Genomic DNA, 26,648 nt, shown 5'->3' with positions numbered 1-26,648 from the left:
TCCTCCGTGAATCGCACTGCAGACGCCCACGCGGGCGCCTGCAGGTCTGAAACTACCCGAGAGCGCCGGTTCCGTCAGGTCGACCGCGCCAGGCGTCACGGCGCAGGTCAGCTCCGGTGTCACCGGCCCGGCCCTCGCGCCCAGCCCGGCGCCATCCCCGCCTCGAGGGCCTGGGTGAGCAAGCGCGCCAGCCGGTAGTCCGGGTCGCAGAGGTACGCCCGCTCCAGGAGCGCCCCCGACCGCGCGGTGCTCCCCCGCCACCAGGTGAGCATGGCGAGCAGCGTGAGGGCCGGAGCCTGATGACGGCGCCTCCCGTGAGCGATCACCCCTTCCAGCGCGCGCAGGGCCGCGCTGGCGAGGTCGTCCTCCGGCCGGACTCCCGCCCCCGGGTCCACGATCGCTGCCATCGCCCGTCCCACCGCCGTCGCCGTCGCGAGCGACCCCTGCGTCACCGGCTCGTCCAGATACTCCTCGGGCAGGCCGCCGGTGCCCGGGACCATGGACAGCAGGACGGCGTCCCGCACGGCGATGTCCTCCAGGGCCGCCTCGATCCGGCCCAGGCTCGCCGCCGTCATGTCCCCGGCCAGGGCTGCGCGCCAGGTCGCGAAGCCAGCCTGGCGCCACTGCGCCAGCGCGCTGGCGCCCTGACCGCGGGCCTCCCGGGCCTCTCGGGCTTCCCGGGCCCGACGCCGCCACCGGTTCGCGGCCGCATTGGCCCGTCGCCTGTCCGCATCGCTCGCCCGCGGGATCCAGGCCAGCTCGTCCCGCGTGGCCATGACCACCGCCCCAGCCAGCACCATCTCCGCACCGACCACCGTCGCGGACAGGTCAGACAGCGGGCGTCCACCGGGCGGGCAGCAGCGGGGGTCGGCGCAGCCGAGGGCCCAGTACCCGGTCCCCGAGACCACCCAGACGTCGACCTCTCCCAGGAAGGCCTCGGCGGCTCCGAGGTAGTGCCCGGTCGCCCGCCATGCCGGCACGCGCGGGTCCTGCACGGCCGGGACGGAGGCGTCGGTGTACACCACGAGCACCGTGTCCCGCCCCCGGTCGCGGGCGACGTGGGTGACCATGGTCCGGGCGACCTGAGGGCCGTCGTCGGGATCGGCGAGGGCGGCGAGATCGACCCGCATGACCAGGCCGACCCGGCGGTGCGGCTCGCGCAGGCTCACCACCACGACGCTCTCGCGTGGTTGGAAGCCGAGCTGGTAGGGAATCAGCGCCAAGAGCTCTTGGGGGTCACGGACCCGCAGTGTCGGTGTCATGCCTCACCGTGCGACGAGGTCCCCGACCCCGGGGCCGCCGGGCGCCCCCTCTGTGCACACGCGTTCCAGCGGCCGCCCTGTGGACCACGAGAGAGCGGACCCGGGCCTTGGTGTGGCGGATTCCCGGAACCCGCAGGAACCGATCTAGGCTCGACCCATGCCTGCCGCCACAGAGTCCCTCGTCGACCGCGAAGACCTGCGCCACAAGATCGACGGCCGACTGGCCCAAGTGCTGGAGGACCAGAGCCTCGTCCTCGCCGAGATCAGCACCGACGCCGCCCCCCTCATCGACGCCTGGGGACAGATGCTGCGCGGAGGCAAGCGACTGCGCGCCGCCTTCTGCTACTGGTCCTGGCGCTCGCACGGTGCGCCGGCGGACTCCCCCGAGCTCGCCAACATCATCGGGGTGGGTGCCGCCCTCGAGCTGTTCCAGGCCGCCGCGCTCTTCCACGACGACGTCATGGACAAGTCCGACACCCGCCGCGGCGAGCCGACGGCCCACCGCGCCTTCGCCCGCCGTCACGTCGACGCCGGCTGGCCCGGCGACGCGGACCAGTTCGGGCTGTCCACCGCGATCCTGCTGGGGGACCTCAGCCTCATCTCGAGCGAAGAAGAGTTCCTGCGCGCGGTCTCCGCGCTGCCGGCCGACCGTGCCGCTCCCGCGCGCGACATCTTCACCCGGATGCGCACCGAGGTGACCGTGGGGCAGTACCTCGACATCCACGCCCAGATGCAGCCCTGGGACGGGGACTTCGTCGGCGACGAGCGCCGTGCCCGGGAGATCATCCGGTCCAAGACCGCCCGCTACAGCGTCGAGTGCCCCATCACCCTGGGCGCGACGCTGGCCGGCGCCAGCGCGGACCAGGTGGCTGCGTGCTCAGCCTTCGGCATGCCGCTGGGAGAGGCCTTCCAGCTGCGCGACGACCTGCTCGGGGTCTTCGGTGACCCCTCCACCACCGGCAAGCCAGCCGGGGACGACCTGCGCGAGGGCAAGCGCACGCTGCTCATGATCCGCACCATGCGCGCCCTCGACCCCGCCGGGCGGGCCGAGCTCGTCGCCGCGCTGGGTCGTCCTGACCTCAGCGACAGCGAGGTCGCTCAGATCCAGGAGGTCGTCCGAGCCAGCGGCGCGGTCGAGGAGATCGAAGAGCTCATCACGAGCCTGAGCACCCAGGCCTTCGAGGCGCTCGACGCCGCGCACCTGCCCCAGCCTGCGTCAGACACCCTGGTGGCACTCGCGCGCGCGGCCGTCGAGCGGCACGCCTGAACTCAGACCGGCTCGGTCAGCCCAGGCCCTGCGCGGCCCGGCGAACGGCGCTCTTGCGGCCGCCGCGCAGGGCAGCCATCGGGGTCTCCCCGAGGGATTCCTCGACGGTGAAGAGCCACTCGATGATCTCGGGGTCGGAGTAGCCGACGTCCGCGAGCTGGATGATCGTGCCCTTGAGCGCGGGCAGGATGATGACCTGCTCGGACTCGCCCTCGGGAACCTCGACCGGCTTGCGGTCTGCCGGGTTGGACAGGTGCGCGGGCACGAGGAACTGCTCGGGGATGGAGAAGATGTTGCGCTCTCCGCGCTTCATCCCCACGATCCGGCGGTCGGTGAGTGCGCTGCGCACCGAGGTCACCTTGGTGCCCAGGCGGTCAGCGACCCCGGGCAGGTTGACCCAGTCGCCCACGAGGGCGTCGATCCGTGCGGTCTGGGGGTCGGTCGCCGAGTCGGGCTGCGGCTGCTGTTCTGGGTTGGTCACCGGACAAGCCTACGGCGCTGAGGAGTCCCCCGCTGTCGGCTGCGACAAACGTGACTTACAGTCATCCTGTACCACGAGCACCATCAGCACCTGCAGTAACATCTGTCACACTGGTCACGTGGGCGCGTGGACGAGCGCTGCCCGGACCTCCGGATCGACGGAACCGCCAACAGATCGGACACGCACCATGCCCGCCTCACGCAGCGCCGCCGCACCGACGGCTCCCACCCCGTCCCTGACCCGCACCGCTGGCCGCTACGCACTGCGCTACGGCACCACGGGACTCGCACTGGCTGCTGCCTCGATCGTGGCAGCTGCCTCGTCCTCCGCGGCGGACGAGACCTACGACGTCGTCTCCGGAGACACCGTCTCGGGGATCGCGGTGCAGACCGGCGCCTCCCCCGCCTCCATCCGTTCGGCGAACAACCTTGACGCCCAGTACCGCATCCGTGCCGGTCAGCGCCTGGTCATCCCGACCGCGGCGACCTCCGCCCCCGCCCAGCCGGCGGCGACCACCCCCGCCGCGACCACCTCCTCCCACCGCGTCGTCGCCGGAGACACCGTCTCGGGCCTCGCGCTGCGGTACGGGTGCACCGCGCAGTCGATCGTCTCGGCGAACAACCTCGGCCCCTCCGCCCTCATCCGGATCGGGCAGACGCTGACCATCGGGTCGAGCGCCCCGGTCGCCACCTCCGCGACGACGACGGCGGCCCCGACCGTCCAGCTCGTCGGCGACACCTTCGCCGGACGCACCTACTCCCGCGACGTGGTCTCAGCCGCCAACCAGAACAAGGCGGCCCTGCTCGCCACCACGGTCCCGTCCAAGGACCAGATGCGCACGATGGTCCGCGACACCGCCATCGCCCACGGCGTGGACCCGAGCCTCGCGCTGGCGATCGCCACCCAGGAGTCGGGCTTCAACCACCAGTCGGTCTCCCCCGCCAACGCGATCGGCACCATGCAGGTCATCCCGAGCTCCGGCGACTGGGCGTCAGACCTGGTGGGTCGCGAGCTCAACCTGCTCGACCCGCAGGACAACGTCACCGCCGGCGTCGCGATCATCGGGCGCCTGGTCGCCACCAGCCCCACCGTGGACTCCGCGATCGCGGGCTACTACCAGGGGCAGAGCTCGGTGCGGAAGTACGGGATGTTCGACGACACGCGCCGCTACGTCGCGAATGTCCGCACCCTGCAGGCCCAGCAGTGACCAGGGCGTCCGACCTGGTGTGGAGAGCCTGCGGCGAGATCGCGCAGATCCCCAATTTCGCCCACCTCGCCCACTAGAATCATCGCGTGGCAACCACTCTGACTGATTCCCTCGTCGGCCAACTGGTCGACGGGCGCTACAAGGTGGACTCCCGCATCGCCCGCGGCGGCATGGCCACGGTGTATCTCGCCACAGACCGGCGCCTGGACCGTGAGGTCGCGCTCAAGGTCATGCACCCCCACCTGGCCGACGGAGCCTCCGGTGCGGACTTCGTGTCCCGGTTCCGTCGCGAGGCGCGGGCTGCTGCCCGGCTGACCCATCCCGGTCTCGTGGCCGTCTACGACCAGGGTGTGGACGGCGAGACGAGCTACCTGACGATGGAGTACGTCGACGGCACGAACCTGCGACGCCGCATGGAGGACGAGGGCCCGCTCACCGTCCGCGACGCCCTGTCCATCGTCGACCACGTCCTCGACGCCCTCGCGGCCGCGCACCGCCAGAGCCTCGTCCACCGCGACATCAAGCCGGAGAACATCCTGCTCGCTGCGGACGGCCGGGTGAAGGTCGCCGACTTCGGGCTGGCCCGTGCGGTCACCGAGGTCACCTCGACGACGACCGGCACCATCCTGGGGACCGTCGCCTACCTCAGCCCCGAGCTCATCGCCACGGGCGACTGCGACACCCGCACCGACATCTACGCGGTCGGCATCATGGCCTACGAGATGCTCACCGGCACGCAGCCCTTCATCGGCGCCACCCCCATCCAGGTGGCGTTCATGCACGTCAACAACGACATCCCGGCACCGTCCAGTGTCGCCTCCTGGCTGCCGGTGGAGATCGACGAGCTTGTCTGCGCCTTCGCCGCCCGCGAGCCCGGCGACCGTCCCACCGACGCCCCGACCGCCTTGGCCTACCTGCGCCGCCTGCGCACCGCCCTGCCCGACGACGTCCTCGACCGTCGCGTGGAGCGTCCGGTCCCCCCGCCCCCGGTGGAGACGGACGACGACGCTCCCTCTGACGGCGACACCCTGCTGGTCAGTGCCTCCGGCGCCGCACAGATGGTCTCGGCCGGCGCCGGTGGCTCCCCCGCCACGAGCAGTGAGGACGTGCGGGCTCTTGCTGCGGACGCCGACCTGTCCGACGCCGATGGCAACAGTGATATCGACAGTCACAGCGACGAGCCGACCGGGACCGGCGACGGCAGTGACAACAGCGACGACAGCGACTCCGACACCCCGTCACGCTTCGTGGCGGTCGTCAGCCTGCCCACCGACACCGGCGTGACCGCGCTGCTGGACGCCACGTCAGGACCGGCCACGCCCCCTGACTCCTCTGCTGTCCCCCGGCCGGCCGACGACACCGCTGTGGTCACCGCCGTCGGCGCAGCAGGCAGCTCTGCCTCCCCGTCCAGCTCCAACAACCTCACCCAGGCGCTCAGCGTCCCCTCCTCCGGCTCGACCATCGCCCTGTCCCTCAGCTCGGCCCGCGCACTCATGCCGGGCACTCCTGAGGCAGCCGAGGCCGCAGCCACAGCCGAGGAGGAGCGGCTCGCGGCAGCAGCCGGACCGCGCCGTCGGCGTCGTCGGGCTCTGTGGATCATCGTCCTGGTCCTGCTGCTCTCGGCGGCAGGCGGTGGGACCTACTGGTGGTTCAACGCCGGGCCTGGCGCCTACACGGTCGTGCCCACCGGGCTGACCGGCGTCCCCGTCGCGGACGCGGAGGCGACACTCGCCCTCGCCGCCCTCTCCGCGGACCCGGTCGAGGCGTTCAGCGACACCGTCCCCGCGGGCGACGTCATCAGCGCCGACCCGGGCGAAGGGGACCGCATCAGCAAGGACGGCAGCGTCACGCTCACCGTCTCCCAGGGGATCGAGCACTTCACCGTCCCGACCGGGCTCACCGGTCTGCCGGTCACAGAGTCCGTCGACGCACTGAAGGCCGCGGGCTTCACCAAGGTCTCGACCACCTCGGCCTGGAACACCACGATCCCCGCCGACGCAGTGATGAGCGTGTCGGTCGCCGAGGGCAGTTCGCTGCCGCACAACACCCCGATCGTGCTGGACGTGTCCAAGGGCCCGGAGCCGGTGACCGTCCCCCAGCTCTCGCTGCTCTCCCTGGAGGACGCGAAGGCCCGGCTCGAGCCCTCTGACCTGACGGCCACCGTCACCGAGGAGTACAGCGAGACCGTGCCCGAGGGGCGCGTCATCTCCCAGGGGCTGGACTCTGGGTCTCGCGCCCACCGCGGTGACAGCGTGCCGGTCGTGGTCTCCCTCGGCCAGCCCTTCGTCGAGGTCCCGGACGTGAAGCTCAAGCCGGTCGCCGAGGCGCAGCAGATCCTCGAGGCCGCTGGCTTCGAGGTCAAGGTCAAGTACTTCATGGGCATCTTCGGCAACGAGGTCCGCCAGCAGAGCGAAGAGCCCGGCACCCAGCTGCGCAAGGGATCGAAGATCACCCTCGAGCTGTAGGGCGAACGAGCAGCCGCGGGCCGCACCAGCGGCACGGAGGTACGAGGGAGCCCCGGCCCACCTGTGGTGGACCGGGGCTCCCTCGTTCCTGCGGCATCGTTCGTGCGGCATCGTTCGTGCGGCATCGTTCATGCCGCGTCGTGCTGCGCGGTCAGCGACCTCGCAGCATCTCGGCGACCTGGAAGGCCATCTCCAGGGACTGCTGGTGGTTCAGGCGCGGGTCGACGAGGGTCTCGTACCGCAGCGCCAGACCGGCGTCGTCGATCTCCTCGCTGCCTCCGAGCACCTCGGTGACGTCGTCACCGGTGAGCTCGACGTGCAACCCGCCGGGCACCGTCCCCGCGGCGCGGTGCACCTCGAAGAAGCCGCGTACCTCGTCGAGGACGTCCTCGAGGCGACGCGTCTTGTACCCCGAGTCCGAGGTGATGGTGTTGCCGTGCATCGGGTCGGTGACCCAGGTGACGGGCCCGCCCTGCGCGGTGACCTTCTCCACGAGGGGCGGCAGCGCCTCGCGGATCGTGCCGGCACCCATCCGGGTGATGAAGGTCAGGCGACCCGGGATGCCCTCCGGGTTGAGCTTGTCCTGGAGGGCGAGCGCGTCGTCTGCCGTCGTCGTCGGGCCGAGCTTGACGCCGATCGGGTTGGAGATCCTGGACAGGAAGTCCACGTGCGCGCCGTCGATCCTGCGGGTCCGCTCCCCGATCCACAGGAAGTGGCCGGAGGAGTCGTAGGGCAGGCCGGACTGCGAGGACACCCGGGTCAGGGCTCGCTCGTAGTCGAGCAGGAGCGCTTCGTGGCTGACGAAGAACTCCACGGTGCGCAGCGCCTCGAAGTCCGCACCGCACGCCGCCATGAACCGGATGGCCCGGTCGATCTCGGTCGCGGTGCGCTCGTAGCGGGCGTAGGCGGGGTTCGTCATGAAGCCCCGGTTCCACTCGTGCACCTGGCGCAGGTCAGCAAAGCCACCCGTGGTCAGGGCCCGGACGACGTTGAGCGTCGCCGCAGAGATGTTGTATCCCTGCAGCAGCCGCTCGGGGTCGGGGATCCGGTCCTGCGGAGTGAAGGCGTGGCCGTTGACCATGTCGCCGCGGTAGGCCGGCAGAGTGACGCCGTCCCGGGTCTCGTCGTTGGAGCTGCGCGGCTTGGCGTACTGCCCAGCCATCCGCCCCATCTTGACGACGGGCATGCTCGCGCCGTGCGTGAGGACCACCGCCATCTGCAAGATGGTGCGGACCTTGTTGCGCACCCGGTCCGCGTTCGCGTCGGCGTAGGTCTCCGCGCAGTCCCCGCCCTGGAGCAGGAACGCCTCACCCCGACCCGCAGCCGCAAGACGCTCGGTGAGCGACTCGAGCTCGGTCGGGACGACGAGCGGAGGGAGTCCGCCCAGCGTGTCGGTGACCCTGCGCAGGTGGCCGGCATCCGGCCAGACCGGCTGCTGACCGGCGACGAGCGTCCGGAAGTGGTCGAGCCCCGCCGCGATCTCCGGATCGACGGCGACACTCATGAGTGCGCGGGCGCGGGGACCAGAGGCTGGCCGATCTCACCGAGGAGGTCGCCGAACCACTGCTGCGACACGTCGAAGGCCTTGCCACCGGCGATGCGCGGGAAGGCGATGGCCTTGAGACGGTCGCCGTCCTCCTCGTCGTGCCCGACGACGCCGGACTCTCCGCGGAAGGCTGCGTCGACCGCGAAGTCGGTCATCGACTTGATGAGGCGCAGGTCCTCGGGGTTGGCCGCAGCCGCACGCGAGTAGTAGCCGGACTTCTGGACCATGGTCTTCTCGGCACCGAGCAGCTCGGCGAACTGCTTGGCGAACCATGCGCCGGGGTTGATCGTGTCGAGCTTGACGTGACCGAAGGGGTCACGCTCGACCGTCTCGCCGGAGGCCTCGAGCTGGGCGACGATCTCGTGCATGCCAGCGCCCTCGGAGAGGAAGATGTTGACGTTGCCGACCTCGTCCATGACCGTGCGCAGGCGCGCGGCCTCGGCCTCGATGTCGAGGGCGAGCTCCGGCAGGAAGACGGCGTGGATGTCCCACCGCTCCTTGGTCAGGCCGATGCCGGGAACCCATTCCTGGGTGTCCAGCCAGGACCGGTAGGAGGCAGCGGAGGCGGCGGTGAGCCACCCGCAGTGACGGCCCATGACCTCGTGCACGATGAGCATGCGCGGGCCGGAGCGGTGCTCGCCGATGATGTTCTTGGCGAAGTGGGCGGCCTCTTCGGCTGCGGTCCACGCACCGAGGGACTGCTTGATCGGGATGACGTCGTTGTCGATCGTCTTGGGCAGGCCGACCACCGTGAGGTGGTAGCCGTGCTCCTCGAGGTAGGCAGCGAGGTCGGCTGCGGTCGTGTTCGTGTCGTCGCCGCCGATCGTGTGCAGCACGTCGACGCCGTCCGCCTTGAGGCGCTCAGCGGCGACCGTGAGGGGGTTCTCGCCCTCCTTGACCAGACCGCGCTTGACGCAGTCGGCGGCGTTGGTGAGCTTGACGCGGCTGTTGCCGATCGGGGAGCCACCGAAGCGGTGCAGCACACCGGCGTTCTTGCGGACCTCGTCGTCGATCACGATCTTGTTACCCGTCAGCAGGCCGTGGTAGCCGTGCTGGTAAGCGATGATCTCGACCTCGGGAGCCAGCTCGGTGTACCGCTCGATGAGCCCGCCGACAGCGGAGGAGAGACACGGGGCGAAGCCACCTGCCGTGAGGAGCGCGACGCGACGGACCGTCATTGAAACAACCTCTCATTGAGCCCCTTCCGGCGTGCCGGGGGCACGTCGTCGGTGGGCGCTGAATCGTTCGTGTGGATCAGATCTCAGTCTACTGACGGATCTGGGGTCTCTTGGGGTGGTTCCGGCACCTGGACGTCAGGAGCCGGGCGCCCACCGGGGGCGCTCGGTGCGGGAGCACCGGTCTCAGAGGCCTTGACGCCGGCGGCGAGGCGGGCCTTCTGCGTGGCTGCGTAGATGTCGACGTACTCCTGGCCGGACAGGCTCATGAGGGAGTACATGATCTCGTCGGTCACCGAGCGCAGGATGAAGCGGTCGCCCTCCATGCCGCGGTAGCGGCTGAAGTCGAGGGGCTCGCCGATGACGATGCCGATCCGCATGGGCTTGGGCAGCCGCTTGCCGATGGGCTGGGCCTTGTCGGTGCCGATCATCGCGACCGGGATCACGGGCGCGCCGGACTCCAGCGCGAGACGCGCGACGCCGGTCTTGCCGCGGTACAGGCGGCCGTCGGGGCTGCGGGTGCCCTCGGGGTAGATGCCGAACAGGCCACCCTCGTCGAGCCGCTTCAGGCCGGTGCGCAGGGCGCCCTCGCTGGCCTTGCCGCCGGAGCGGTCGACCGGGATGGTGCCCACCCCGCGCATGAAGCCGGCGGTGAGGCGTCCTTTGAGGCCGGTCCCGGTGAAGTACTCAGACTTCCCGATGAAGACGATCTCGCGGCTGAGCACCAGCGGCAGCACGAAGGAGTCGATGACGGCGAGGTGGTTGCTCGCCACGATGGCGGGACCGTCGCCGGGGATGTTCTCGAGACCGCGCACCCATGGGCGGAACATGAGTCGCAGCAGCGGTCCGACCAGGACTCGCTTCATCAGCCAGTAGAACAACCCGCCTCCTCATGCGCCTCGCATTCGCGGGACTCTCAACCGACTCTAGAGTGATCACCATGTCAGGAACCACCGATGATCCCGAGAACCGTCCCGGCGACCCTGTCGAGCCCGTCGAACCGGGCCCGGACCAGCCTGCTGAGCCGGCCGACCGGGTGGATCTGTCCGACCCTCACCAGACGGACACCGCATGGCAGCAGATCGTCTCGGAACTCTCCGATCTTTCCACGGATCCGGACCCGGAACTAACTGCGCGCACCCCGGTGACCTCCGCGAGCTTCGATTTCCCGGTGGCTCCCTGGGTCAGCGGCCCCGCGCATGAGACCTCGGACCCACGCGCCTGGCGCCGCAGCCCCGAGGCCGAGGCCCTCGAGGACGCCGACGGCGAATTCGTGCCGCCGGACCCCGGTTTCTCCCTCAGCAGCGACCGGATGCGCAACCTCGGCTGGTTCGCCGTGGTCGCTGCGCCGCTCGCTGCGGTGTGCATGCGGATGTTCTGGGGCCTCGCCCCGTCCGAGGCATACCTGGCGCTCTCAGCGGCCTTCCTGGCCGGGCTGGGGCTGCTGGTCTGGCGCCTGCCCAGCACGCGAGACGACGACCCCGGGTCGGGTGGGGCCGTCGTCTGACATCGTGCTGGCTCCGGGGAGCCGGTGAGCAGGCGGGGTGAGCAGGCAGCGAGCAGGCAGCGAGCAGGCGGGGTCAGACCCGGGCGAGGTCGGCGGCGCCGACGATCCCGGCCTCGTTGCCCAGTGCGGCGAGCTCGATGCGCGCCTCGGGGCGGTGCCCACGGGCGGGCAGCGCCTCGGCGTAGGACTCACGGGCGGGCTTGAGCAGCAGGTCGCCCGCCGCACCCACGCCGCCGCCGATGACGATGAGCTCGGGGTCGAGCAGCGCGGCGACCGATGCCGCGCCCTCCCCGATCCAGCGGCCGAGGTCGGCGAGGAGCTCGACGGAGAGCGAGTCGCCGGACTGGGCCGCGAGGGTGACCAGGGGGCCGTTGATGTTCTCGATGCGACCGTCTGCGAGGTCGAGCAGGTGTGCGGCCTCACGCGGGCGAGAGCCCGCAGCAGCCTTGGCGTCGCGGACCAGGGCTGAGCCGGAGGCGTACTGCTCCCAGCAGCCTTCGTGGCCGCAGCCGCAGTAGTGCCCGGAGGGGACGACACGCATGTGACCGACCTCGGCCGCCACGCCCCAGCGTCCGCGCACGAGCTTGTTGTCCACGATCACCGCGCCACCCAGGCCGGTGCCGACGGTGAGCATGAGCATGTCGCTGGCGTGCTGGCCGACGCCGAAGCGGAACTCGGCCCACCCGGCGGCGTTCGCGTCGTTCTCCACCACGATCGGCACGTCGGTGCCGATGAGTGCAGCCACACGGTCCGCGATCGGGTAGTTGCGCCACGCGATGTTCGGGGCGAAGAGCACGGACCTGCGGTCCGGGCTGACGAAGCCGGCGGCGGCGAGGCCGACTGCACCGATCTCGTAGTCCCGGGACAGCTCACGGAACACCTCGGCGATGGCCTGGTCGATGCTCGACGCATCGTCGGGCTCCGTGCTGACCCGCGTCTGGGCGAGGATCTGCCCGTGCTCGTCGACCACCCCGGCTGCGATCTTGGTCCCGCCGATGTCGACCCCGATGGCGTACATGAATCCGTTTCCTGCCTCACCTCGTAGTGTGCACATACTCGTGCGACTCGCCTGAAGCCTACTCACCTCTGGTGCACGGCCGCACACCCGCCGACTGGGTAAGGTCTACCCACACATCGACCACTGTCACTGGAGCCAGCATGGACGAGCACCGCACACCCGCACTCATCACCGTCGACCCCAGCAAGAATCTCAACGATCTTCTTGCGGAACGCGTCGCGGCCTCCGGCGACCAACCTCTCATGGAACGCAAGGACGCGTCCGGGACCTGGGTCCCGGTCACCGCGAGAGAGTTCGACGCAGAGGTGGTCGCCGTCGCCAAGGGACTCGTGGCCCAGGGGATCAACCCTGGTGACTCCGTCGGCATCATGTCCAGGACACGATACGAGTGGTCGCTGCTCGACTGGGCCATCTGGGCCGCCGGCGCTGTGACCGTCCCGCTCTACGAGACGTCCAGCGCGGAACAGGTCGAGTGGATCCTCACCGACTCCGACGTCCGCCTCATCGTCGTCGAGACTCCCCTGCACGCCGAGACGGTCGCCGAGGTCCGCGCGCAGACCCCGTCCTTGGACAGCGTCTTCGTCATCGACGACGGCGGGATCGACGCCCTCGTACGCGCCGGCGCGGCGGTGACCGACGAGGAGATCGCTCGTCGGCGGTCCTTGGCGGTCCTGAGCGACGTCGCCACCGTGATCTACACCTCCGGGACCACGGGACGTCCCAAGGGCGCCGAGCTGACCCACGAGAACTTCTACTCCGTCACCGTCAACGCGAGCGAGCGCCTGGCCGACGTCCTCAACTACGGCCGACGCCGGACGCTGCTGTTCATGCCCCTCGCCCACGTCTTCGCCCGCTTCATCCATGTCCTCGTGGTCCCGGCCGGCTCGGTCCTGGGCCACACCCCGGACACCAAGACGCTGCTGGAGGACCTGGGCTCCTTCCACCCCACGTACATCCTGTCTGTGCCGCGGGTCTTCGAGAAGGTCTACAACTCCTCCGAGCAGAAGGCGGCGCTGGCGGGGAAGGGCAAGTTCTTCCACTGGGCGGCCGCGACGGCCATCAGCTACTCGCGCAGCCTGGACACCCCCGGCGGCCCCGGGCTGGGGCTGCGCCTGCGGCACAAGGCAGCCGACGCGCTCGTGCTGAAGAAGATCCGCGCCGCACTGGGCGGCGAGGCGCGCTACGCCGTCTCCGGCGGAGCTGCGCTGGGTGAGCGCCTCGGCCACTTCTACCGCGGCGTCGGCCTGGTGGTGCTCGAGGGATACGGCCTGACCGAGACCACCGCACCGACGAGCGTCAACCTGCCCGAGGCAGGGACGATCGGCACGGTCGGTCCCCCGCTGCCCGGCCACGCCTTCAAGCTCGACGACGACGGCGAGATCCTCATCCAGGGCCCGCACGTCTTCCGCGGGTACCGCAACAACCCGCAGGCGACCGAGGACGCCTTCGCCGACGGCTGGTTCCGCTCGGGGGACATCGGCACCATCGACGACGACGGCTACCTGCGGATCACCGGTCGCAAGAAGGAGATCATCGTGACCGCCGGCGGCAAGAACGTCGCCCCGGCAGTCCTCGAGGACCGTCTGCGCGCGCACCCCCTCATCAGCCAGGTGGTCGTGGTGGGCGACAACCAGCCGTTCATCGGCGCACTGATCACCCTGGACCCGGAGGGCCTGCCCGGGTGGCTGGCCACCCACGGCAAGGAGCCCATGACGGTCGAGGCCGCCACGACCGACGTCGACGTGCTGGCGTCCCTGGACGCCGCGGTGCAGCGCACCAACCGCGCGGTCTCCCGGGCGGAGTCCATCCGCAAGTTCTCCGTGCTGGTCACCGACTTCACCATCGCGAACGACTACCTGACCCCCTCGCTCAAGGTCAAGCGCACCCTGGTGCTCAAGGACTTCGCCCCGGAGATCTCGGCGATCTACGCCGACGTCATCCACGCCGAGTGACCCGCAGCCGCGTCACCTCGGGCGATACCGAGGTGGCGCGGCGGTGTCAGCGGCGCGGCCTATCCTCGCTGCATGCTTCCTTCGATCCCTGAGCTGCGACCGGCGCCCGGCGCCCGTGACACCGGCCGCCGGCTCTTCCCCTCAGCCCCGGTGGTCGAGCCCGCCTTCGGGACCGGACAGCCGGTCCAGCTGGGCCTGGACGAGCTCGGCACCCCGCTGCGCGAGGTGACCTTCGTCGTCGTCGACCTGGAGACCACGGGCGGGTCGCCCAAGGACAGCGGCATCACCGAGATCGGCGCGGTCAAGGTCCGCGGCGGTGAGGTGCTGGGCGAGTTCCAGACCTTGGTCAACCCCGGGACGCCGGTCCCGGCCTTCATCGCCCGGCTGACCGGGATCAGCACCGCGATGGTCGCCTCCGCCCCGCGGATCGAGGCCGTGCTGCCCTCCTTCCTCGAGTTCGCCCGCGGCGCCGTGCTGGTGGCTCACAACGCACCCTTCGACATCTCCTTCCTGCGTGCGGCGACGGCGGCCATGGACCTCGTCTGGCCGGGGAACCAGGTGCTGGACACGGTGACCCTGGCCCGGCGCGTGGTCACGCGCGACGAGGCGCCCAACCACAAGCTCTCCACGCTCGCCGCCCTGTTCCGGGCGACCATCACCCCGGACCACCGGGCACTGTCGGACGCACGCGCCACGGTCGACGTCATGCACGCGCTGTTCGAGCGCCTCGCCCCGTCCGGGGTGACCACGCTGGAGGACCTGGCCGGGGCGACGGACCCGGTACCGCCGGACATCCGTCGCCGCAAGCACCTCGCCGACGGCCTGCCTGACGGGCCCGGGGTCTACCTCTTCGTCGGCCCCGGTGAGGAGATCCTCTACGTGGGGACCTCCATGCACGTGCGTCGGCGTGTGCGCAGCTACTTCACGGCCTCGGAGAAGCGGCGGCGGATGCTCGAGATGATCCGCCTCGCGACGTCGGTACGTGCCATCCCCTGCGCCACAGACCTCGAGGCCCGCGTGCGCGAGCTGCGGATGATCACCGAGCACGCCCCCCGGTACAACCAGCGGTCCAAGCACCCCGAACGGATGCACTGGATCCGGCTCACCGCAGAGGCGCACCCCCGGCTGACCATCGTGCGAGACCCCGCCGCAGCCGCAGCGGCGTCCGCCCCCGCCCGCGGGGCGCACGGGTCCCTCGGGGAACCGGCTGAGACCGAGCCGCACATCGGCCCCTTCGCCTCCCGGTCGCGCGCGGTAGCCGCCTTGGAGGCACTGCAGGCCGCGCACCCGGTACGCCAGTGCGGCGGGCGCCTGCCCGTCACCCCCGCAGCGCGAGCCACCGCCTGCGCGCTGGCAGAGATGGGACGGTGCAGCGCACCGTGCGTGCCCCCCGAGCGCCGCCCGCGGGCGGCCCTGGACGCCGACCTCCTGCCGGAGACCTACCCCGAGGTGATCGACGCGCTGCGGGCGACCATGGCGGGTGACGCGAGCCCGGTCGTCGACGCTCTCGCCCACCGGATCGCCGCCTTGGTCCGTGACGAACGCTTCGAGGACGCCGCCGGGGACCGCGACCGTCTCGAGGCCTATCTCGGCGGCGCGGCTCGGGCTCAGCGCCTGGCACCCCTGACCACCTGCAGCCAGCTCGTCGCGGCTCGCCCCAGGGAGGCGGGCGGATGGGAGATCGTCGTCGTGCGGTACGGGCGCCTGGCTGCGACGGCGGTCTGCGAACGGACGGGCGACCCCCTCGCCACCGTTGCCTCGGCCGTGGCGTCGGCCGAGCACGTGGAGCCTCCCCTGTGGCCGGCGCCGGCCTGCCACCCCGAGGAGAGCGACCTGGTCATCGCCTGGCTGGGCAGCCCGGGGGTGCGGCTGGTCGAGGTGAGCGACCCGCTGACCTGCCCGGTGCGCGGCGCCGAGCGGCACGTGGTCAACACCTCGACCGCGCAGGTGGTGGCGCAGTCCGCGCCATCGGACCACCACGCCCAGCCTGCCCTGTCTGCGCAGGGTGACGCGTCATACTGAGGTCAGCCCACCGGCCGCGCGGCCGGACCGCGCACGCACGACCCCAGTCGAGGAGCACACCATGCCTACCGCCATCGTCATGATCGACACCGACCAGGCCCTCATCCCGGAGGCCGCCACGGCCATCGCCGAGGTCCCAGGGGTGTCGGCGGTCTACTCGGTGACCGGTGAGGTCGACCTCATCGCGATGGTGCACGTCACCGACCACAACGACTTCGCCGACATCATCGCCGACAAGATCAGCAAGGTCCCCGGCGTGCAGCGCACGCGCACCTACCTGGCGTTCCGGGAGTTCTCCAGCAAGGACCTGGACGCGGCCTTCGCGCTCGGCCTGGAGGACTGACCCGCCGGCGGCCGGTCCACCGGCCGCCGGACAGACCGGCTCAGCCGGCGGCGGCAGCCCACCGGGCGAGCACGTCACGAGCGGCGCCGGAGTCGATCGCTGCCGCGGCGTGCGCCATCCCGGCGACCAGCCGGTCGGTGAGGGAGCCCTCAGCCGTCCCGTTCAGGCTGCCGTCCGCCACGAGGGCGGCTGCAGCGTTGAGCAGCACGGTCTCGCGGACCGGTCCGGGCTCGGCGTCGAGCACGCGGCGGGCCACGCCCGCGTTGAACTCCGCGTCCGCCCCGCGCAGGTCCGCGATGGTGATCGGGGTCAGTCCCAGGTCGGCGACCGGGTCCAGCTGGTGCTGGACGACGACGCCGTCGCGCACCTCCCAGACGTCGGCCGGGGACGAGGCGGCGAGCTCGTCGAGGCCGTCGTGCCCGCGGAACACCAGCGCGCACGTGCCGCGGCCGGCGAACACCCCGGCCACCAACGGAGCCATGCGCGCGTCGGCGCACCCGACCGCGGTGGCCCGCGGCTGAGCCGGGTTGGTGAGCGGTCCCAAGAAGTTGAAGGCGGTCGGCAGGCCGAGCCCGCTGCGCGCCGCGGCAGCATGCTTCATGGAGGAGTGGAAGACGTTCGCGAAGGCGAAGGTGATGCCCACCTCCTCGGCGATCTGCGCCACCCGGGAGGCCGGCTGGTCGAGCCGGATCCCGAGGGCCTCGAGCACGTCGGCCGACCCCGACGACGACGACGACGCACGGTTGCCGTGCTTGACCACCTTGAGACCCGCGCCGGCGAGCACGATGGCGGCCATCGTCGAGATGTTCACGGTGTGCGCCCGGTCCCCACCGGTGCCCACGATGTCCACAGCCGGGCCCGCGACCCGCAGCGGCGTCGCGTGGGAGAGCATCGAGTCGGCGAGGCCGCTCAGCTCGGCCGTCGTCTCCCCCTTGGCCCGCAGCGCCACGAGGAACCCCGCGAGCTGGACGGGGGTCGCGGCTCCGGACATCACCGAGTCCATCGCCCAGGCGGTGGCGGCGGCGGAGAGGTCCTGCCCGGCGATGAGCGCCGCGGTGAGGTCAGGCCAGGTGAACGTGGTGGAGCCTGCGGTCACAGCTCGACGCCCTGGCGGAGCGGCGTGGTGAGCACCGCGCGCACGGCCTTCTGGAGCTCGAGGGGGTCGAGCGGACGCGGCACGGCCACGTCGGCCAACGACCAGGAGGCGAGCCAGGCGTCCTGGGGCCGGCCCGTGAGCAGCACGACCGGCGGGCAGTTGTAGATCTCGTTCTTGAGCTGACGGCAGATGCCCATGCCGCCGACCTTGTCCGCCTCACCGTCGAGGACGTAGAGGTCGATCCCGCCGGCGTCGGCGCGCTTGATCACCTCGTCGTAGGTCGCGACGTCGAGCCACTCGATGCTCTCCCCTGCCCCGGTCACCTGACCGACGGCACCCCGCACCTCGTCCCGGACGGAGCGGTCGTCGCTGTAGAGAAGAATCGTTGGCATGAGCATCCTCGCGATCGTGTGAGACGGACCAGTCCGTGTCCTGGGACCCGGTCCGGTACCGACGACATCGTCCGTGACGACGCCGAGCGTGCTGGGCGGGTACGTACCTAAGAGCATCTTGGCACGCCAACACCCCTATTTTCGTGACAGTTGCAGGTGTTTCGTCACGAGGTCGCATCCGGAACCGTGGTTCTACCGTCATTGTGAGATTCAACCCCCCAGAAGTGTGGGTCTTAGGGCCCAAACACACGCCGACATCGGCCATAATGATTAACGTGTCGACTGCAACGGCTGCCCCCAACGCCCAACTCCACGTGTCTGTGAACCGACCGAACCCCGTGTCGGTCGGAACCATCGTGTGGCTCGCGAGTGAACTCATGTTCTTCGCGGGTCTCTTCGCGATGTACTTCACCGTCCGTGCGACGATCCCTCCCGAGCAGTGGAGCGGAGGGACCGAGCGCCTGGTCCTGAGCTTCGCGCTGATCAACACGTGCGTCCTGGTCTTGTCATCGGTGACATGCCAGATGGGCGTCTGGGCCGCTGAGCGGCTCCAGCCCCGTCGTACCGGGTCCATCTTCCAGATCAACCGCTGGGGCATGAACGAGTGGATCACTCTGACGTACCTCATGGGTTCGTTCTTCGTCGCCGGCCAGATCTTTGAGTACTCCGAGCTCGTCGAAGCCGGCCTCACGATCTCATCCAGCCCCTACGGCTCCGTGTTCTTCCTCGCGACGGGCTTCCACGGCCTGCACGTGGTCGGTGGGCTCATCGCCTTCCTCTTCCTGCTCGGCCGGTCCTTCACCGCGAAGAACTTCGGCCACCACGAGGCCACCACCGCGATCGTCGTGTCCTACTACTGGCACTTCGTCGACGTCGTGTGGATCGCCCTCTTCGGCATCATCTACTTCCTTCAGTAAGTCGCTCTACCCGTCCGCGCCCCCGGGGGCGTAGACCACTGTCCCCACTGCTCCCCCCACTTGCGAGACGAGGATCCATCCGTGAAGGCACTCGCCGCCCGCCGACACCACCGGTTGACACCGGTCGTGCTGCTGCTGCTGGCGCTGTTGGTGACCGGCGGCCTGTACGCCGCCCTGGCACCCACGTCGGCTAGCGCTGACACCGCAGCCGTCGATGACATCGCAGCAGGCGAAAAACTCTTCCTGGCCAACTGCGCCACCTGCCACGGCGTGGACGCCGAAGGTCGAGACGAGGTTCCTTCGCTCATCGGCGTCGGTTCCGCTGCCGTGAACTTCCAGGTCGGCACGGGCCGCATGCCCATGCAGATGAACGGCCCCCAGGCTGTGGCCAAGCCGGCCCAGTTCGACCAGGAGCAGACGAACCAGCTGGCCGCCTACGTCGCCTCCCTCGGCCCTGGCCCGTCCACCCCCACCGCAGAGCAGGTCGACCCGGCTCTCGGTGACATCTCAGAGGGCGCGGCGATCTTCCGCACCAACTGCGCCATGTGCCACAACGCTGTCGGCGCTGGTGGCGCTCTCTCCGAGGGCAAGTTCGCGCCGTCGCTGTGGGAGACCACCGAGACGCACATCTACGAAGCGATGCTCACCGGCCCGCAGTCGATGCCCGTCTTCAACGACGCGACCATCACGCCGGAAGAGAAGCGCGACGTCATCGCGTTCCTCGTGGACCAGCGTGAGGGATCCGCCGGTGGCCTCAGCCTCGGGAGCCTCGGCCCCGTCAGCGAGGGTCTCTGGATCTGGATCATCGGGATCGGCTCGCTCATCGGGTGTGCCGTGTGGATCGGAGCCAAGTCTTCATGAGCGAGCACAAGAACACCGACCTGACCGTCACGGACGGGTCGAACGAGCTGGACCGCTTCCCCGACCCGGGGATGCCGGAGCACAAGCTCCGGATGGCCGACAAGGACCCCAAGGCAGCCAAGCGCGCCGAGGCTCAGGTCGTCATCCTCTTCCTCATCTCCATCGTGGGCACCATCGCGATGCTCATCGCGTACTTCACGATCCGCCCCGACGGCACCACCGAGAGCGTGCGCAACGCGAACCTCGCCCTCGGTCTCGGGCTGTTCTTCGCTCTCATGGGCATCGGCCTGGCGGCCGTGCACTGGGCGAAGACCCTCATGTCTGACCACGAGAAGTCCGAGGAGCGCCACCCCCAGCGCAGCTCTGACGAGGTCCGCGAGGCGGCCGTCGCCGTCCTCAAGGAAGGTGCCGAAGACTCCGGCATCGCCCGTCGTGGCGTCCTCAAGGGAGCCGTCGTGACGGCCCTCGCGCTCTTCCCGCTGACCATCGTCGTCCCGCTGATCAGCTCGATCGGTGGCGACTGGGACATCGCCAAGTTCAAGCACACCATCTGGCGTCGCGGCACCCGCCTGGCGATCGACCCCACCGGCAAGCTGCTCAAGCCGGAGGACATCACCATCGGCAGCATCGTCCACGTCATCCCGGACGTCCCGGCGGAGGAGCGCAACTCCCACCACTGGATCACCGAGAAGGCCAAGGCGATCGTGCTGCTGGTCCGCCTGGACCAGTCAGAGCTGAAGGAAGCACCAGATCGCAAGTCCTGGTCGTACGACGGCATCGTCGCCTACTCCAAGATCTGCACCCACGTCGGTTGCCCTGTCGCCCTCTACGAGCGCCAGACGCACCACCTCCTGTGCCCCTGCCACCAGTCGACCTTCGACGTCGCTGACGGAGCCAAGGTCGTCTTCGGCCCCGCCAAGCGCCCGCTGCCCCAGCTGCCGATCATGGTCGACGACGAGGGCTACCTCGTCGCCCAGAGCGACTTCGACGAGCCTGTGGGCCCGAGCTATTGGGAGCGCCTCAAATGAGCACCACACAAGCACAGGGCCCTGTGGCCGGCGCGGCGGACTACCTCGACCAGCGGACTGGCATCGCCACCGCGGTCAAGGGCTTCGCCCGCAAGATCTTCCCGGACCACTGGTCCTTCCTGCTCGGGGAGATCGCCCTCTACTCCTTCGTGGTGCTGCTCATCTCGGGCGTGTTCCTCACGATGTTCTTCGTCCCGTCGATGGGCCTGGTGGAGTACACCGGCCCCATCGCCTCGATGAACGGCCAGCTCGTCTCCGAGGCCTTCGCCTCGACGATGAAGCTGTCCTTCGAGGTCCGCGGCGGACTGCTCATGCGCCAGATCCACCACTGGGCAGCGCTGCTGTTCATGGCCTCGATCGTCACGCACATGATGCGCGTCTTCTTCACCGGAGCGTTCCGCAAGCCGCGTGAGCTCAACTGGATGGTCGGCTTCATCCTCATGATCCTGGGCCTGGCCGCTGGCTTCACCGGCTACTCCCTGCCCGACGACGTCCTCTCCGGCAACGGTCTGCGCATCACCGACGGCGTCATCAAGGCGATCCCGCTCATCGGCGCGTACATGTCCTACATGGTCTTCGGTGGAGAGTTCCCCGGGGCGGACATCATCCCGCGCCTGTTCACGATGCACATCCTCGTTGTCCCCGCCCTCATCCTGGCGCTCGTGGGCCTGCACCTGCTGTTCGTGGTGCTCCACAAGCACACCCAGTACCCCGGTGGCGGACGCACGGACAAGAACGTCGTGGGCTTCCCGCTCTTCCCCGTGTACGTCGCCAAGGCCGGTGGGTTCTTCTTCATCGTCTTCGGTGTCATCGCGTTCATGGGCGCCACGATGGCGATCAACAACGTCTGGAACTACGGACCGTACGACCCCTCCCCCGTCTCGGCTGGTGCCCAGCCTGACTGGTACATGCTCTTCCTCGAGGGTTCGCTGCGTCTGATGCCCGGCCAGACGGAGTACGTCATCGGGGGCTACACGCTCTCGCTCAACGTGCTCATCCCGGCCGTCGTCGTGCCTGGTCTGCTGTTCACCTTCCTGGCGATCTACCCCTTCCTCGAAGCGGCAGTCACCAAGGACAAGCGTGAGCACCACGTCCTCGACCGCCCGCGCAACGTCCCCGTCCGCACCGGACTGGGAGTCGGCTTCCTCACGGCCTTCATCATCCTGGCGCTGGCCGGCTCGAACGACCTCATCGCCACGCACTTCAGCCTGTCGATCAACGCGATCACCTGGACCTTCCGGATCGCCTTGTTCGTCGCCCCGGTGCTGGCCTTCTGGATCACCAAGCGCATCTGCCTCGGCCTGCAGCGCAAGGACCGCGAGCTGGTCCTGCACGGGCACGAGACCGGGCGCATCGTCCGGTTCGCGAACGGCGAGTACATCGAGGTGCACAAGCCGCTCAACGACCAGGAGCGCTGGGTGCGCGTCAACTACGACGCACACAAGCCGCTGGAGATCGAGCCGCGCGAGGACTCTCGCGGAGTTCGCCGCAAGGGCTTCAAGAAGGACCAGATGCTGCAGAAGCTCTCCCGGTTCTTCTTCGAAGACCGGATCGAGCCGGTCACCCCGGCCGAGCTGGCCGCCGCGCACTCGCACGGCGAGCACGACCAGCTCGAGTCTCACGCCCCGGCCGCGCAGCTCGCTGCGACGGACGGCGGCGCGGTTCTGAGTGACCACACCCCGGACGATCACGGGCACCAGCACTGATCGTGCGGCACAGTTGAGTGATGGCCTGCGACGATGTCTCCACCCAGTGGGAACATCGCCGCAGGCCATCTGCTTATATAGACGTCGCGACATCACGGTTGCGAGAAACCTCCAGGAGGAGATCGAACATGGCTGTCTACACACTGCCTGAGCTCGGCTACGACTACGGAGCGCTTGAGCCCCACATCTCTGGCCGGATCATGGAGCTTCACCACTCCAAGCACCACCAGGCCTACGTCACCGGCGCCAACACGGCCCTCGACAAGCTGGCCGAGGCCCGCGAGAGTGGCGACCTGGCAGCCGTCAACCTGCACGAGAAGAACCTTGCGTTCAACCTCGGCGGGCACGTCAACCACTCGGCGTTCTGGACCAACCTCTCCCCCGAGGGTGGCGGCGAGCCGACCGGCGACCTCGCCGCGGCCATCGCTGAGGACTTCGGCTCCTTCGAGGCCTTCAAGAAGCACTTCGCTGCCGTCGCCGCGGGTGTCCAGGGATCCGGCTGGGCCATCCTGGCCTGGGACTCCATCGGCTCCAAGCTCATCATCGTCCAGCTCTACGACCAGCAGGGCAACATCCCGATGGGCCTGACGCCGATCGTGCTGCTCGACGTCTGGGAGCACGCCTACTACCTCGACTACGTCAACGTCCGCGCTGACTACATCGCAGCCTGGTGGAACATCGTGAACTGGGCGGACGCTGAGGCCCGCCTCGCTCGCGCCCGCACGCAGACGGCCGGACTCATCGTCCCCTGATCTAACGTGCACCGGCCCGGTCTCGGGCCGCAGATCACCTCTCCAGCGCCCTGTGCGCGCCGAACCAGCCCGCCCCTCCCCCGGGAGGCCGCGCAGGCTGGTGGCGCCGCACAGGGCGCTTCTGTGTGCCCTGGCATGCCCTGCGACACCTTCCGCGCCGTGCCAGTTTGGACTCGGCCGCTGCAGTCGACCGGGGGTCGGCAACCGCATCGATGACGAGAGCAGAGCGCCACGCCTCCCCTGTGGCGCCGTGACACGACGCGACGCTCCGCTCAGCCTGCCGGAGCACCTCGCAGCGCCAGCTGGGCCCGCGGGGGGGCACACAGAGCCTCCTGGCGCCTCAGAAGCGAGGTTCCCGTCCTCCCCCGTCCGCCCACGCACGAGCACGCCTCGACGCAGACCCCGGGCACACAAGAACGGCGGTGGGACTCGAGCGTTGCTCGTGTCCCACCGCCGTTCGGTGGTCATGCATCCGGTCAGGTGACCGGCAGGTGGATCAGTGCGCGTGCTGTCCGCGGGAGAACTCGAAGACCCAGCCCACGAGGGCGAGCACCGAGACGATGACGCCGATCCCGAAGATCCACCACCCGGCAGCGAGTCCGAGGAAGCAGATCGCCGCACCGGCAGCGATGGCCAGCGGCCACCAGCTCCACGGGGCGTAGACGCCCTGCTCGCCGGCGCCCTGCTCGATCTCCCCGTAGGGGTCGTCCTCAGGGCGCTGGTCGATCCGCTTGGCGGTTGCCGCGAGGTACCAGCCGACCATGCCGACCAGGCCGACCAGCAGCAGCAGGGCGACAGTTCCCACCGGCTCCCAGTCGCTGAGCCAGCCGTAGACCAGAGCCACGACGAGGAAGAACGGCACCAGGAAGGTGAACAGTCTGCTTTCGATCTTCATCGGTCGTTGCCTCCGTCACGCGGGTCGCCGTCGATGACACGCTGCTCACCAGTCTCCTGCTGGCCGCGGCGGTCGGCTTCGCCGAACACATGGTCAAGGTGCTTCTGCACGCCACCGGAGTGGTCCATGGCCGCGACCTCAGGGTGGTGCAGGTCGAAGGCCGGACGCTCGGAGCGGATCCGCGGCAGCGAGGTGAAGTTGTGCCGCGGCGGCGGGCAGGAGGTCGCCCACTCGAGGGAGCCACCGTAGCCCCAGGGGTCGTCCACCATGACCAGCGGCGCGTTGCGCCAGGTGATGTAGACGTTCCACAGGAACGGCAGGGTCGAGGCGGCCAGGATGAAGGCGCCGATGGTGGACACCTGGTTCATCCAGGTGAACCCTTCCTGCGGCATGTAGTCGGCGTAGCGACGGGGCATGCCCGCGACGCCGAGCCAGTGCTGGATGAGGAAGGTCATGTGGAAGCCGATGAACAGCAGCCAGAAGTGCAGCTTGCCCAGGCGCTCGTTGAGCATGCGCCCGGTGAACTTGGGCCACCAGAAGTAGAAGCCGGCGAACATCGCGAACACCACGGTGCCAAAGACCACGTAGTGGAAGTGCGCCACCACGAAGTAGGAGTCCGAGACGTGGAAGTCCATGACCGGGCTGGAGAGGATGACACCGGTGAGACCACCGAAGAGGAAGGTCACCAGGAAGCCGATCGACCACAGCATCGGCGTCTCGAAGGTGAGCTTGCCTCGCCACATCGTGCCTATCCAGTTGAAGAACTTCACACCGGTCGGCACCGCAATGAGCATGGTCATGAACGCGAAGAACGGCAGCAGCACCGCTCCGGTGACGTACATGTGGTGAGCCCACACCGTCACCGAGAGCGCCGCGATGGCGATCGTGGCGTAGATGAGGCCCTTGTACCCGAAGATCGGCTTGCGGCTGAACACCGGGAAGATCTCACTGACGATGCCGAAGAACGGCAGAGCGATGATGTAGACCTCGGGGTGACCGAAGAACCAGAACAGGTGTTGCCAGAGGATGGCGCCACCGTTCTCGGGGTTGAAGACCTGGGCCCCGAGCCTGCGGTCAGCACCGAGCGCGAAGAGCGCGGCGGCCAGCGGCGGGAAGGCCATGAGCACGAGCATGCTCGTGACCAGGGTGTTCCAGGTGAAGATCGGCATGCGGAACATCGTCATGCCGGGCGCGCGCATGGTGATGATCGTGGTGATGAAGTTGACGGCACCGAGGATGGTTCCGAACCCGGTCATCGCGAGCCCGAAGACCCACAGGTCTCCGCCCAGGCCCGGGCTGAACGTCGTGTTCGACAACGGCGCGTAGGCGAACCAGCCGAAGGAGGCCGCGCCCTGAGGGGTGAAGAACCCGGCAGAGGCGATGAGGCCACCGAAGAGGTACAGCCAGTACGCGAACATGTTCAGACGCGGGAACGCGACGTCAGGTGCACCGATCTGCAGCGGCATGATGACGTTGGCGAAGCCCGCGAACAGCGGGGTCGCGAACAGCAGCAGCATGATCGTGCCGTGCATCGTGAACAGCTGGTTGTACTGCTCGTTGCTCTGGACGATCTGGATGCCCGGCTCGAAGAGCTCGGCCCGGATCACCAGGGCCATGAGGCCACCGATGCAGAAGAAGATGAAGGAGGTGATCAGGTACATGTACCCGATCGTCTTGTGGTCGGTCGACGTGATCCACTTGATCACGGTCCGGCCCAGGCTCTGACGCGACGGCGCCAGCCCGGGGACCACATCTACGGCGCTTACTGCGCTGACCATCAGTGCTCACCCTCCGTGGAGGCACTGGATGCCTCGTGTTGTTGACGGTTGAGGTCGAGTCCGAGTGAACCAGTCTGTCCACGCTCCGCGAGCTCCGCCATGTGTGCGTCGTACTCCTCCTGGGAGACGACCTTCACGTTGAAGAGCATCCCGGAGTGGAACTCACCGCACAGCTCAGCGCACTTGCCCGCGTAGATGCCTTCGCGGGTGGGGGTGACCTGCCAGATGTTCGTCCGGAACGGGATCATGTCCATCTTATCGACGAACGCGGGGATCCAGAAGGAGTGGATGACGTCTCGCGACTCGAGCTGGAACTCGACGACCTTGTTGACAGGCAGGTACAAGGTGGGGAACGACGCGTTGGTCCCCGGTGCACCCAGGTCGGTGTCGAGGTGTCCGACGTCGACCGCGTGCTGGCCGGTCTCGTAGACGTCAGAGTCGAGGTAGTTGAAGTCCCAGCTCCACTGCTTGCCGATCACCTGGACGGTGACGTCGGGCTCCGCGTCGATGGCGCGGATCTCACCGATGTCACGCTGGGTGAAGAAGAACAGCACGCCGACCATGACGATCGGGACGATCGTGTACATGATCTCGAGCGGCAGGTGGTAGCGGGTCTGGATGGGCAGGGTCTTGTCGTTCTTGCGCTTGCGGTAAGCCACGACGCACCAGAGCATGAGGCCCCAGGTGATGATGCCGACGGCGAGGGCAGCGACCCACGACCCGACCCACATGCTCGTGATGCGTTCGGTCTGGTTGGTCACCTGCCCGTCGGTGAACCCCGGGAGGAAGCCGCGCTGGGCCTCAGGGGAGCATCCGGATACGACAAGGCTGACGAGCGCGGCGGCTACAACGAGCCTGCCGGTCGTCTTCCGACTGGGGGTGGGGCGTTCCGAGCGCAAAGGGGGGCCTTTCACTTCACGTCCTGCCCACCACCCGAGCACGGGCAGCACACAGGACCTTCGTCCTCGATAGCATGAA

At 69.2% G+C, this 26,648-nt stretch carries 23 protein-coding genes; 12 read left to right on the top strand and 11 right to left on the bottom strand.

Annotated features, from left to right (window positions below; translation table 11 throughout):
* Positions 1 to 119: 119 nt before the first annotated feature.
* A complete protein-coding gene (locus SS2_RS06330) occupies positions 120 to 1,262 on the bottom strand; it encodes a DUF4192 domain-containing protein (RefSeq protein ID WP_083941844.1) in 1,143 nt (380 codons plus the stop codon).
* Between the two features lie 157 nt (positions 1,263 to 1,419).
* Here SS2_RS06330 and SS2_RS06325 point away from each other — a divergent pair, with 157 nt between their 5' ends.
* Positions 1,420 to 2,529 (top strand): polyprenyl synthetase family protein, encoded by a 1,110-nt coding sequence (locus SS2_RS06325; protein WP_066462145.1) that lies wholly within the window; start codon positions 1,420 to 1,422, stop codon positions 2,527 to 2,529.
* A 16-nt stretch (positions 2,530 to 2,545) separates the two neighbouring features.
* On the opposite strand, the gene SS2_RS06320 is transcribed toward SS2_RS06325, so the two are convergent.
* The gene (locus SS2_RS06320; protein WP_066462143.1) at positions 2,546 to 3,010 is read right to left on the bottom strand and encodes an Rv2175c family DNA-binding protein; all 465 of its coding nucleotides are present in this window, start codon (positions 3,008 to 3,010) and stop codon (positions 2,546 to 2,548) included.
* A gap of 187 nt (positions 3,011 to 3,197) precedes the next feature.
* Here SS2_RS06320 and SS2_RS06315 point away from each other — a divergent pair, with 187 nt between their 5' ends.
* Both SS2_RS06315 and SS2_RS06310 read left to right on the top strand, forming a co-directional pair.
* A complete protein-coding gene (locus SS2_RS06315; protein WP_066462137.1) occupies positions 3,198 to 4,217 on the top strand; it encodes a lytic transglycosylase in 1,020 nt (339 codons plus the stop codon).
* 86 nt (positions 4,218 to 4,303) lie between these two features.
* Positions 4,304 to 6,682: a Stk1 family PASTA domain-containing Ser/Thr kinase gene (locus SS2_RS06310; protein ID WP_083941842.1), complete on the top strand. Its 2,379-nt coding sequence runs from the start codon at positions 4,304 to 4,306 to the stop codon at positions 6,680 to 6,682.
* Between the two features lie 151 nt (positions 6,683 to 6,833).
* On the opposite strand, the gene SS2_RS06305 is transcribed toward SS2_RS06310, so the two are convergent.
* From SS2_RS06305 to SS2_RS06295, 3 genes are all read right to left on the bottom strand, one after another.
* Positions 6,834 to 8,186, bottom strand: coding sequence for a class II 3-deoxy-7-phosphoheptulonate synthase (locus tag SS2_RS06305; RefSeq protein WP_066462135.1), 1,353 nt, complete (start codon positions 8,184 to 8,186; stop codon positions 6,834 to 6,836).
* On the bottom strand, positions 8,183 to 9,406 hold the full coding sequence (locus SS2_RS06300; RefSeq protein ID WP_066462133.1) for a pyrophosphate--fructose-6-phosphate 1-phosphotransferase: 1,224 nt from the start codon (positions 9,404 to 9,406) through the stop codon (positions 8,183 to 8,185). The genes SS2_RS06305 and SS2_RS06300 overlap by 4 nt, the downstream gene beginning before the upstream one ends.
* Before the next feature lie 83 nt (positions 9,407 to 9,489).
* Positions 9,490 to 10,284 carry a lysophospholipid acyltransferase family protein gene (locus tag SS2_RS06295; protein WP_245643383.1) on the bottom strand — a complete coding sequence of 265 codons (795 nt, stop codon included), beginning with the start codon at positions 10,282 to 10,284 and terminating at the stop codon, positions 9,490 to 9,492.
* A gap of 59 nt (positions 10,285 to 10,343) precedes the next feature.
* Here SS2_RS06295 and SS2_RS06290 point away from each other — a divergent pair, with 59 nt between their 5' ends.
* Positions 10,344 to 10,910, top strand: coding sequence for a hypothetical protein (locus SS2_RS06290; protein WP_157607202.1), 567 nt, complete (start codon positions 10,344 to 10,346; stop codon positions 10,908 to 10,910).
* 73 nt (positions 10,911 to 10,983) lie between these two features.
* On the opposite strand, the gene SS2_RS06285 is transcribed toward SS2_RS06290, so the two are convergent.
* A complete protein-coding gene (locus tag SS2_RS06285) occupies positions 10,984 to 11,928 on the bottom strand; it encodes an ROK family glucokinase (protein WP_066462129.1) in 945 nt (314 codons plus the stop codon).
* Between the two features lie 140 nt (positions 11,929 to 12,068).
* On the opposite strand from SS2_RS06285, the gene SS2_RS06280 reads away from it, so the two are divergent.
* The 3 genes from SS2_RS06280 (at position 12,069) to SS2_RS06270 (ending at position 16,245) form a co-directional block, all read left to right on the top strand.
* Positions 12,069 to 13,880, top strand: a complete 1,812-nt coding sequence (locus SS2_RS06280) for an AMP-dependent synthetase/ligase (RefSeq protein WP_066462127.1) — start codon at positions 12,069 to 12,071, stop codon at positions 13,878 to 13,880.
* 72 nt (positions 13,881 to 13,952) lie between these two features.
* A complete protein-coding gene (locus tag SS2_RS06275) occupies positions 13,953 to 15,902 on the top strand; it encodes a DEDD exonuclease domain-containing protein (RefSeq protein WP_083941840.1) in 1,950 nt (649 codons plus the stop codon).
* Positions 15,903 to 15,963: 61 nt separating this feature from the next.
* Positions 15,964 to 16,245, top strand: a complete 282-nt coding sequence (locus SS2_RS06270) for an Lrp/AsnC family transcriptional regulator (protein WP_066462125.1) — start codon at positions 15,964 to 15,966, stop codon at positions 16,243 to 16,245.
* A gap of 40 nt (positions 16,246 to 16,285) precedes the next feature.
* Here SS2_RS06270 and trpD read toward each other — a convergent pair whose 3' ends face one another.
* Together trpD and SS2_RS06260 are read right to left on the bottom strand one after the other, a co-directional pair.
* Positions 16,286 to 17,341, bottom strand: a complete 1,056-nt coding sequence (gene trpD, locus SS2_RS06265; RefSeq protein ID WP_066462123.1) for an anthranilate phosphoribosyltransferase — start codon at positions 17,339 to 17,341, stop codon at positions 16,286 to 16,288.
* Entirely contained in the window at positions 17,338 to 17,739 is a 402-nt protein-coding gene (locus SS2_RS06260; protein WP_066462120.1) for a response regulator transcription factor, read from the bottom strand. The genes trpD and SS2_RS06260 overlap by 4 nt, the downstream gene beginning before the upstream one ends.
* A gap of 260 nt (positions 17,740 to 17,999) precedes the next feature.
* Between SS2_RS06260 and ctaE the strand changes: the two genes are divergently transcribed.
* From ctaE to SS2_RS06235, 5 genes are all read left to right on the top strand, one after another.
* Positions 18,000 to 18,650, top strand: a complete 651-nt coding sequence (gene ctaE, locus SS2_RS06255; protein WP_083941838.1) for an aa3-type cytochrome oxidase subunit III — start codon at positions 18,000 to 18,002, stop codon at positions 18,648 to 18,650.
* Positions 18,651 to 18,731: 81 nt separating this feature from the next.
* Positions 18,732 to 19,511 carry a cytochrome bc1 complex diheme cytochrome c subunit gene (gene qcrC / locus SS2_RS06250; protein ID WP_066462118.1) on the top strand — a complete coding sequence of 260 codons (780 nt, stop codon included), beginning with the start codon at positions 18,732 to 18,734 and terminating at the stop codon, positions 19,509 to 19,511.
* On the top strand, positions 19,508 to 20,539 hold the full coding sequence (gene qcrA / locus SS2_RS06245) for a cytochrome bc1 complex Rieske iron-sulfur subunit (RefSeq protein ID WP_066462116.1): 1,032 nt from the start codon (positions 19,508 to 19,510) through the stop codon (positions 20,537 to 20,539). The genes qcrC and qcrA overlap by 4 nt, the downstream gene beginning before the upstream one ends.
* Positions 20,536 to 22,245, top strand: coding sequence for a cytochrome bc1 complex cytochrome b subunit (qcrB, locus tag SS2_RS06240; RefSeq protein WP_066462115.1), 1,710 nt, complete (start codon positions 20,536 to 20,538; stop codon positions 22,243 to 22,245). Before qcrA ends, qcrB begins: the two co-directional genes overlap by 4 nt.
* A 128-nt stretch (positions 22,246 to 22,373) precedes the next feature.
* On the top strand, positions 22,374 to 22,997 hold the full coding sequence (locus SS2_RS06235; RefSeq protein ID WP_066462114.1) for a superoxide dismutase: 624 nt from the start codon (positions 22,374 to 22,376) through the stop codon (positions 22,995 to 22,997).
* Between the two features lie 496 nt (positions 22,998 to 23,493).
* On the opposite strand, the gene SS2_RS06230 is transcribed toward SS2_RS06235, so the two are convergent.
* Genes SS2_RS06230 through ctaC form a run of 3 tightly spaced genes read right to left on the bottom strand, consistent with a single transcriptional unit; the run spans position 23,494 to position 26,569 of the window.
* Positions 23,494 to 23,892, bottom strand: a complete 399-nt coding sequence (locus SS2_RS06230) for a cytochrome c oxidase subunit 4 (RefSeq protein ID WP_066462112.1) — start codon at positions 23,890 to 23,892, stop codon at positions 23,494 to 23,496.
* A complete protein-coding gene (gene ctaD, locus SS2_RS06225; protein ID WP_066462110.1) occupies positions 23,889 to 25,670 on the bottom strand; it encodes an aa3-type cytochrome oxidase subunit I in 1,782 nt (593 codons plus the stop codon). Before ctaD ends, SS2_RS06230 begins: the two co-directional genes overlap by 4 nt.
* Complete coding sequence (gene ctaC / locus SS2_RS06220; RefSeq protein ID WP_066462108.1) at positions 25,670 to 26,569, bottom strand: aa3-type cytochrome oxidase subunit II; 900 nt, start codon at positions 26,567 to 26,569, stop codon at positions 25,670 to 25,672. The genes ctaD and ctaC overlap by 1 nt, the downstream gene beginning before the upstream one ends.
* Positions 26,570 to 26,648: the final 79 nt, after the last annotated feature.

Source organism: Sanguibacter suarezii NBRC 16159, assembly GCF_001552735.1.
GTDB classification, from domain to species: domain Bacteria; phylum Actinomycetota; class Actinomycetes; order Actinomycetales; family Cellulomonadaceae; genus Sanguibacter; species Sanguibacter suarezii.
The sequence above is the reverse complement of the archived record's forward strand: the minus strand, read 5'-3'. Positions and strand labels throughout refer to the sequence as shown.

What these genes read in the sequence shown, in the direction of transcription:
- SS2_RS06330 (WP_083941844.1), bottom strand. Translation starts at nt 1,262, where the DNA reads ATGACACCGACACTGCGGGTCCGTGACCCCCAAGAGCTCTTGGCGCTG.
- SS2_RS06325 (WP_066462145.1), top strand. Translation starts at nt 1,420, where the DNA reads ATGCCTGCCGCCACAGAGTCCCTCGTCGACCGCGAAGACCTGCGCCAC.
- SS2_RS06315 (WP_066462137.1), top strand. Translation starts at nt 3,198, where the DNA reads ATGCCCGCCTCACGCAGCGCCGCCGCACCGACGGCTCCCACCCCGTCC.
- SS2_RS06305 (WP_066462135.1), bottom strand. Translation starts at nt 8,186, where the DNA reads ATGAGTGTCGCCGTCGATCCGGAGATCGCGGCGGGGCTCGACCACTTC.
- SS2_RS06300 (WP_066462133.1), bottom strand. Translation starts at nt 9,406, where the DNA reads ATGACGGTCCGTCGCGTCGCGCTCCTCACGGCAGGTGGCTTCGCCCCG.
- SS2_RS06290 (WP_157607202.1), top strand. Translation starts at nt 10,344, where the DNA reads ATGTCAGGAACCACCGATGATCCCGAGAACCGTCCCGGCGACCCTGTC.
- SS2_RS06285 (WP_066462129.1), bottom strand. Translation starts at nt 11,928, where the DNA reads ATGTACGCCATCGGGGTCGACATCGGCGGGACCAAGATCGCAGCCGGG.
- SS2_RS06280 (WP_066462127.1), top strand. Translation starts at nt 12,069, where the DNA reads ATGGACGAGCACCGCACACCCGCACTCATCACCGTCGACCCCAGCAAG.
- SS2_RS06275 (WP_083941840.1), top strand. Translation starts at nt 13,953, where the DNA reads ATGCTTCCTTCGATCCCTGAGCTGCGACCGGCGCCCGGCGCCCGTGAC.
- SS2_RS06270 (WP_066462125.1), top strand. Translation starts at nt 15,964, where the DNA reads ATGCCTACCGCCATCGTCATGATCGACACCGACCAGGCCCTCATCCCG.
- SS2_RS06260 (WP_066462120.1), bottom strand. Translation starts at nt 17,739, where the DNA reads ATGCTCATGCCAACGATTCTTCTCTACAGCGACGACCGCTCCGTCCGG.
- ctaE (WP_083941838.1), top strand. Translation starts at nt 18,000, where the DNA reads ATGATTAACGTGTCGACTGCAACGGCTGCCCCCAACGCCCAACTCCAC.
- qcrA (WP_066462116.1), top strand. Translation starts at nt 19,508, where the DNA reads ATGAGCGAGCACAAGAACACCGACCTGACCGTCACGGACGGGTCGAAC.
- qcrB (WP_066462115.1), top strand. Translation starts at nt 20,536, where the DNA reads ATGAGCACCACACAAGCACAGGGCCCTGTGGCCGGCGCGGCGGACTAC.
- SS2_RS06235 (WP_066462114.1), top strand. Translation starts at nt 22,374, where the DNA reads ATGGCTGTCTACACACTGCCTGAGCTCGGCTACGACTACGGAGCGCTT.
- SS2_RS06230 (WP_066462112.1), bottom strand. Translation starts at nt 23,892, where the DNA reads ATGAAGATCGAAAGCAGACTGTTCACCTTCCTGGTGCCGTTCTTCCTC.
- ctaD (WP_066462110.1), bottom strand. Translation starts at nt 25,670, where the DNA reads ATGGTCAGCGCAGTAAGCGCCGTAGATGTGGTCCCCGGGCTGGCGCCG.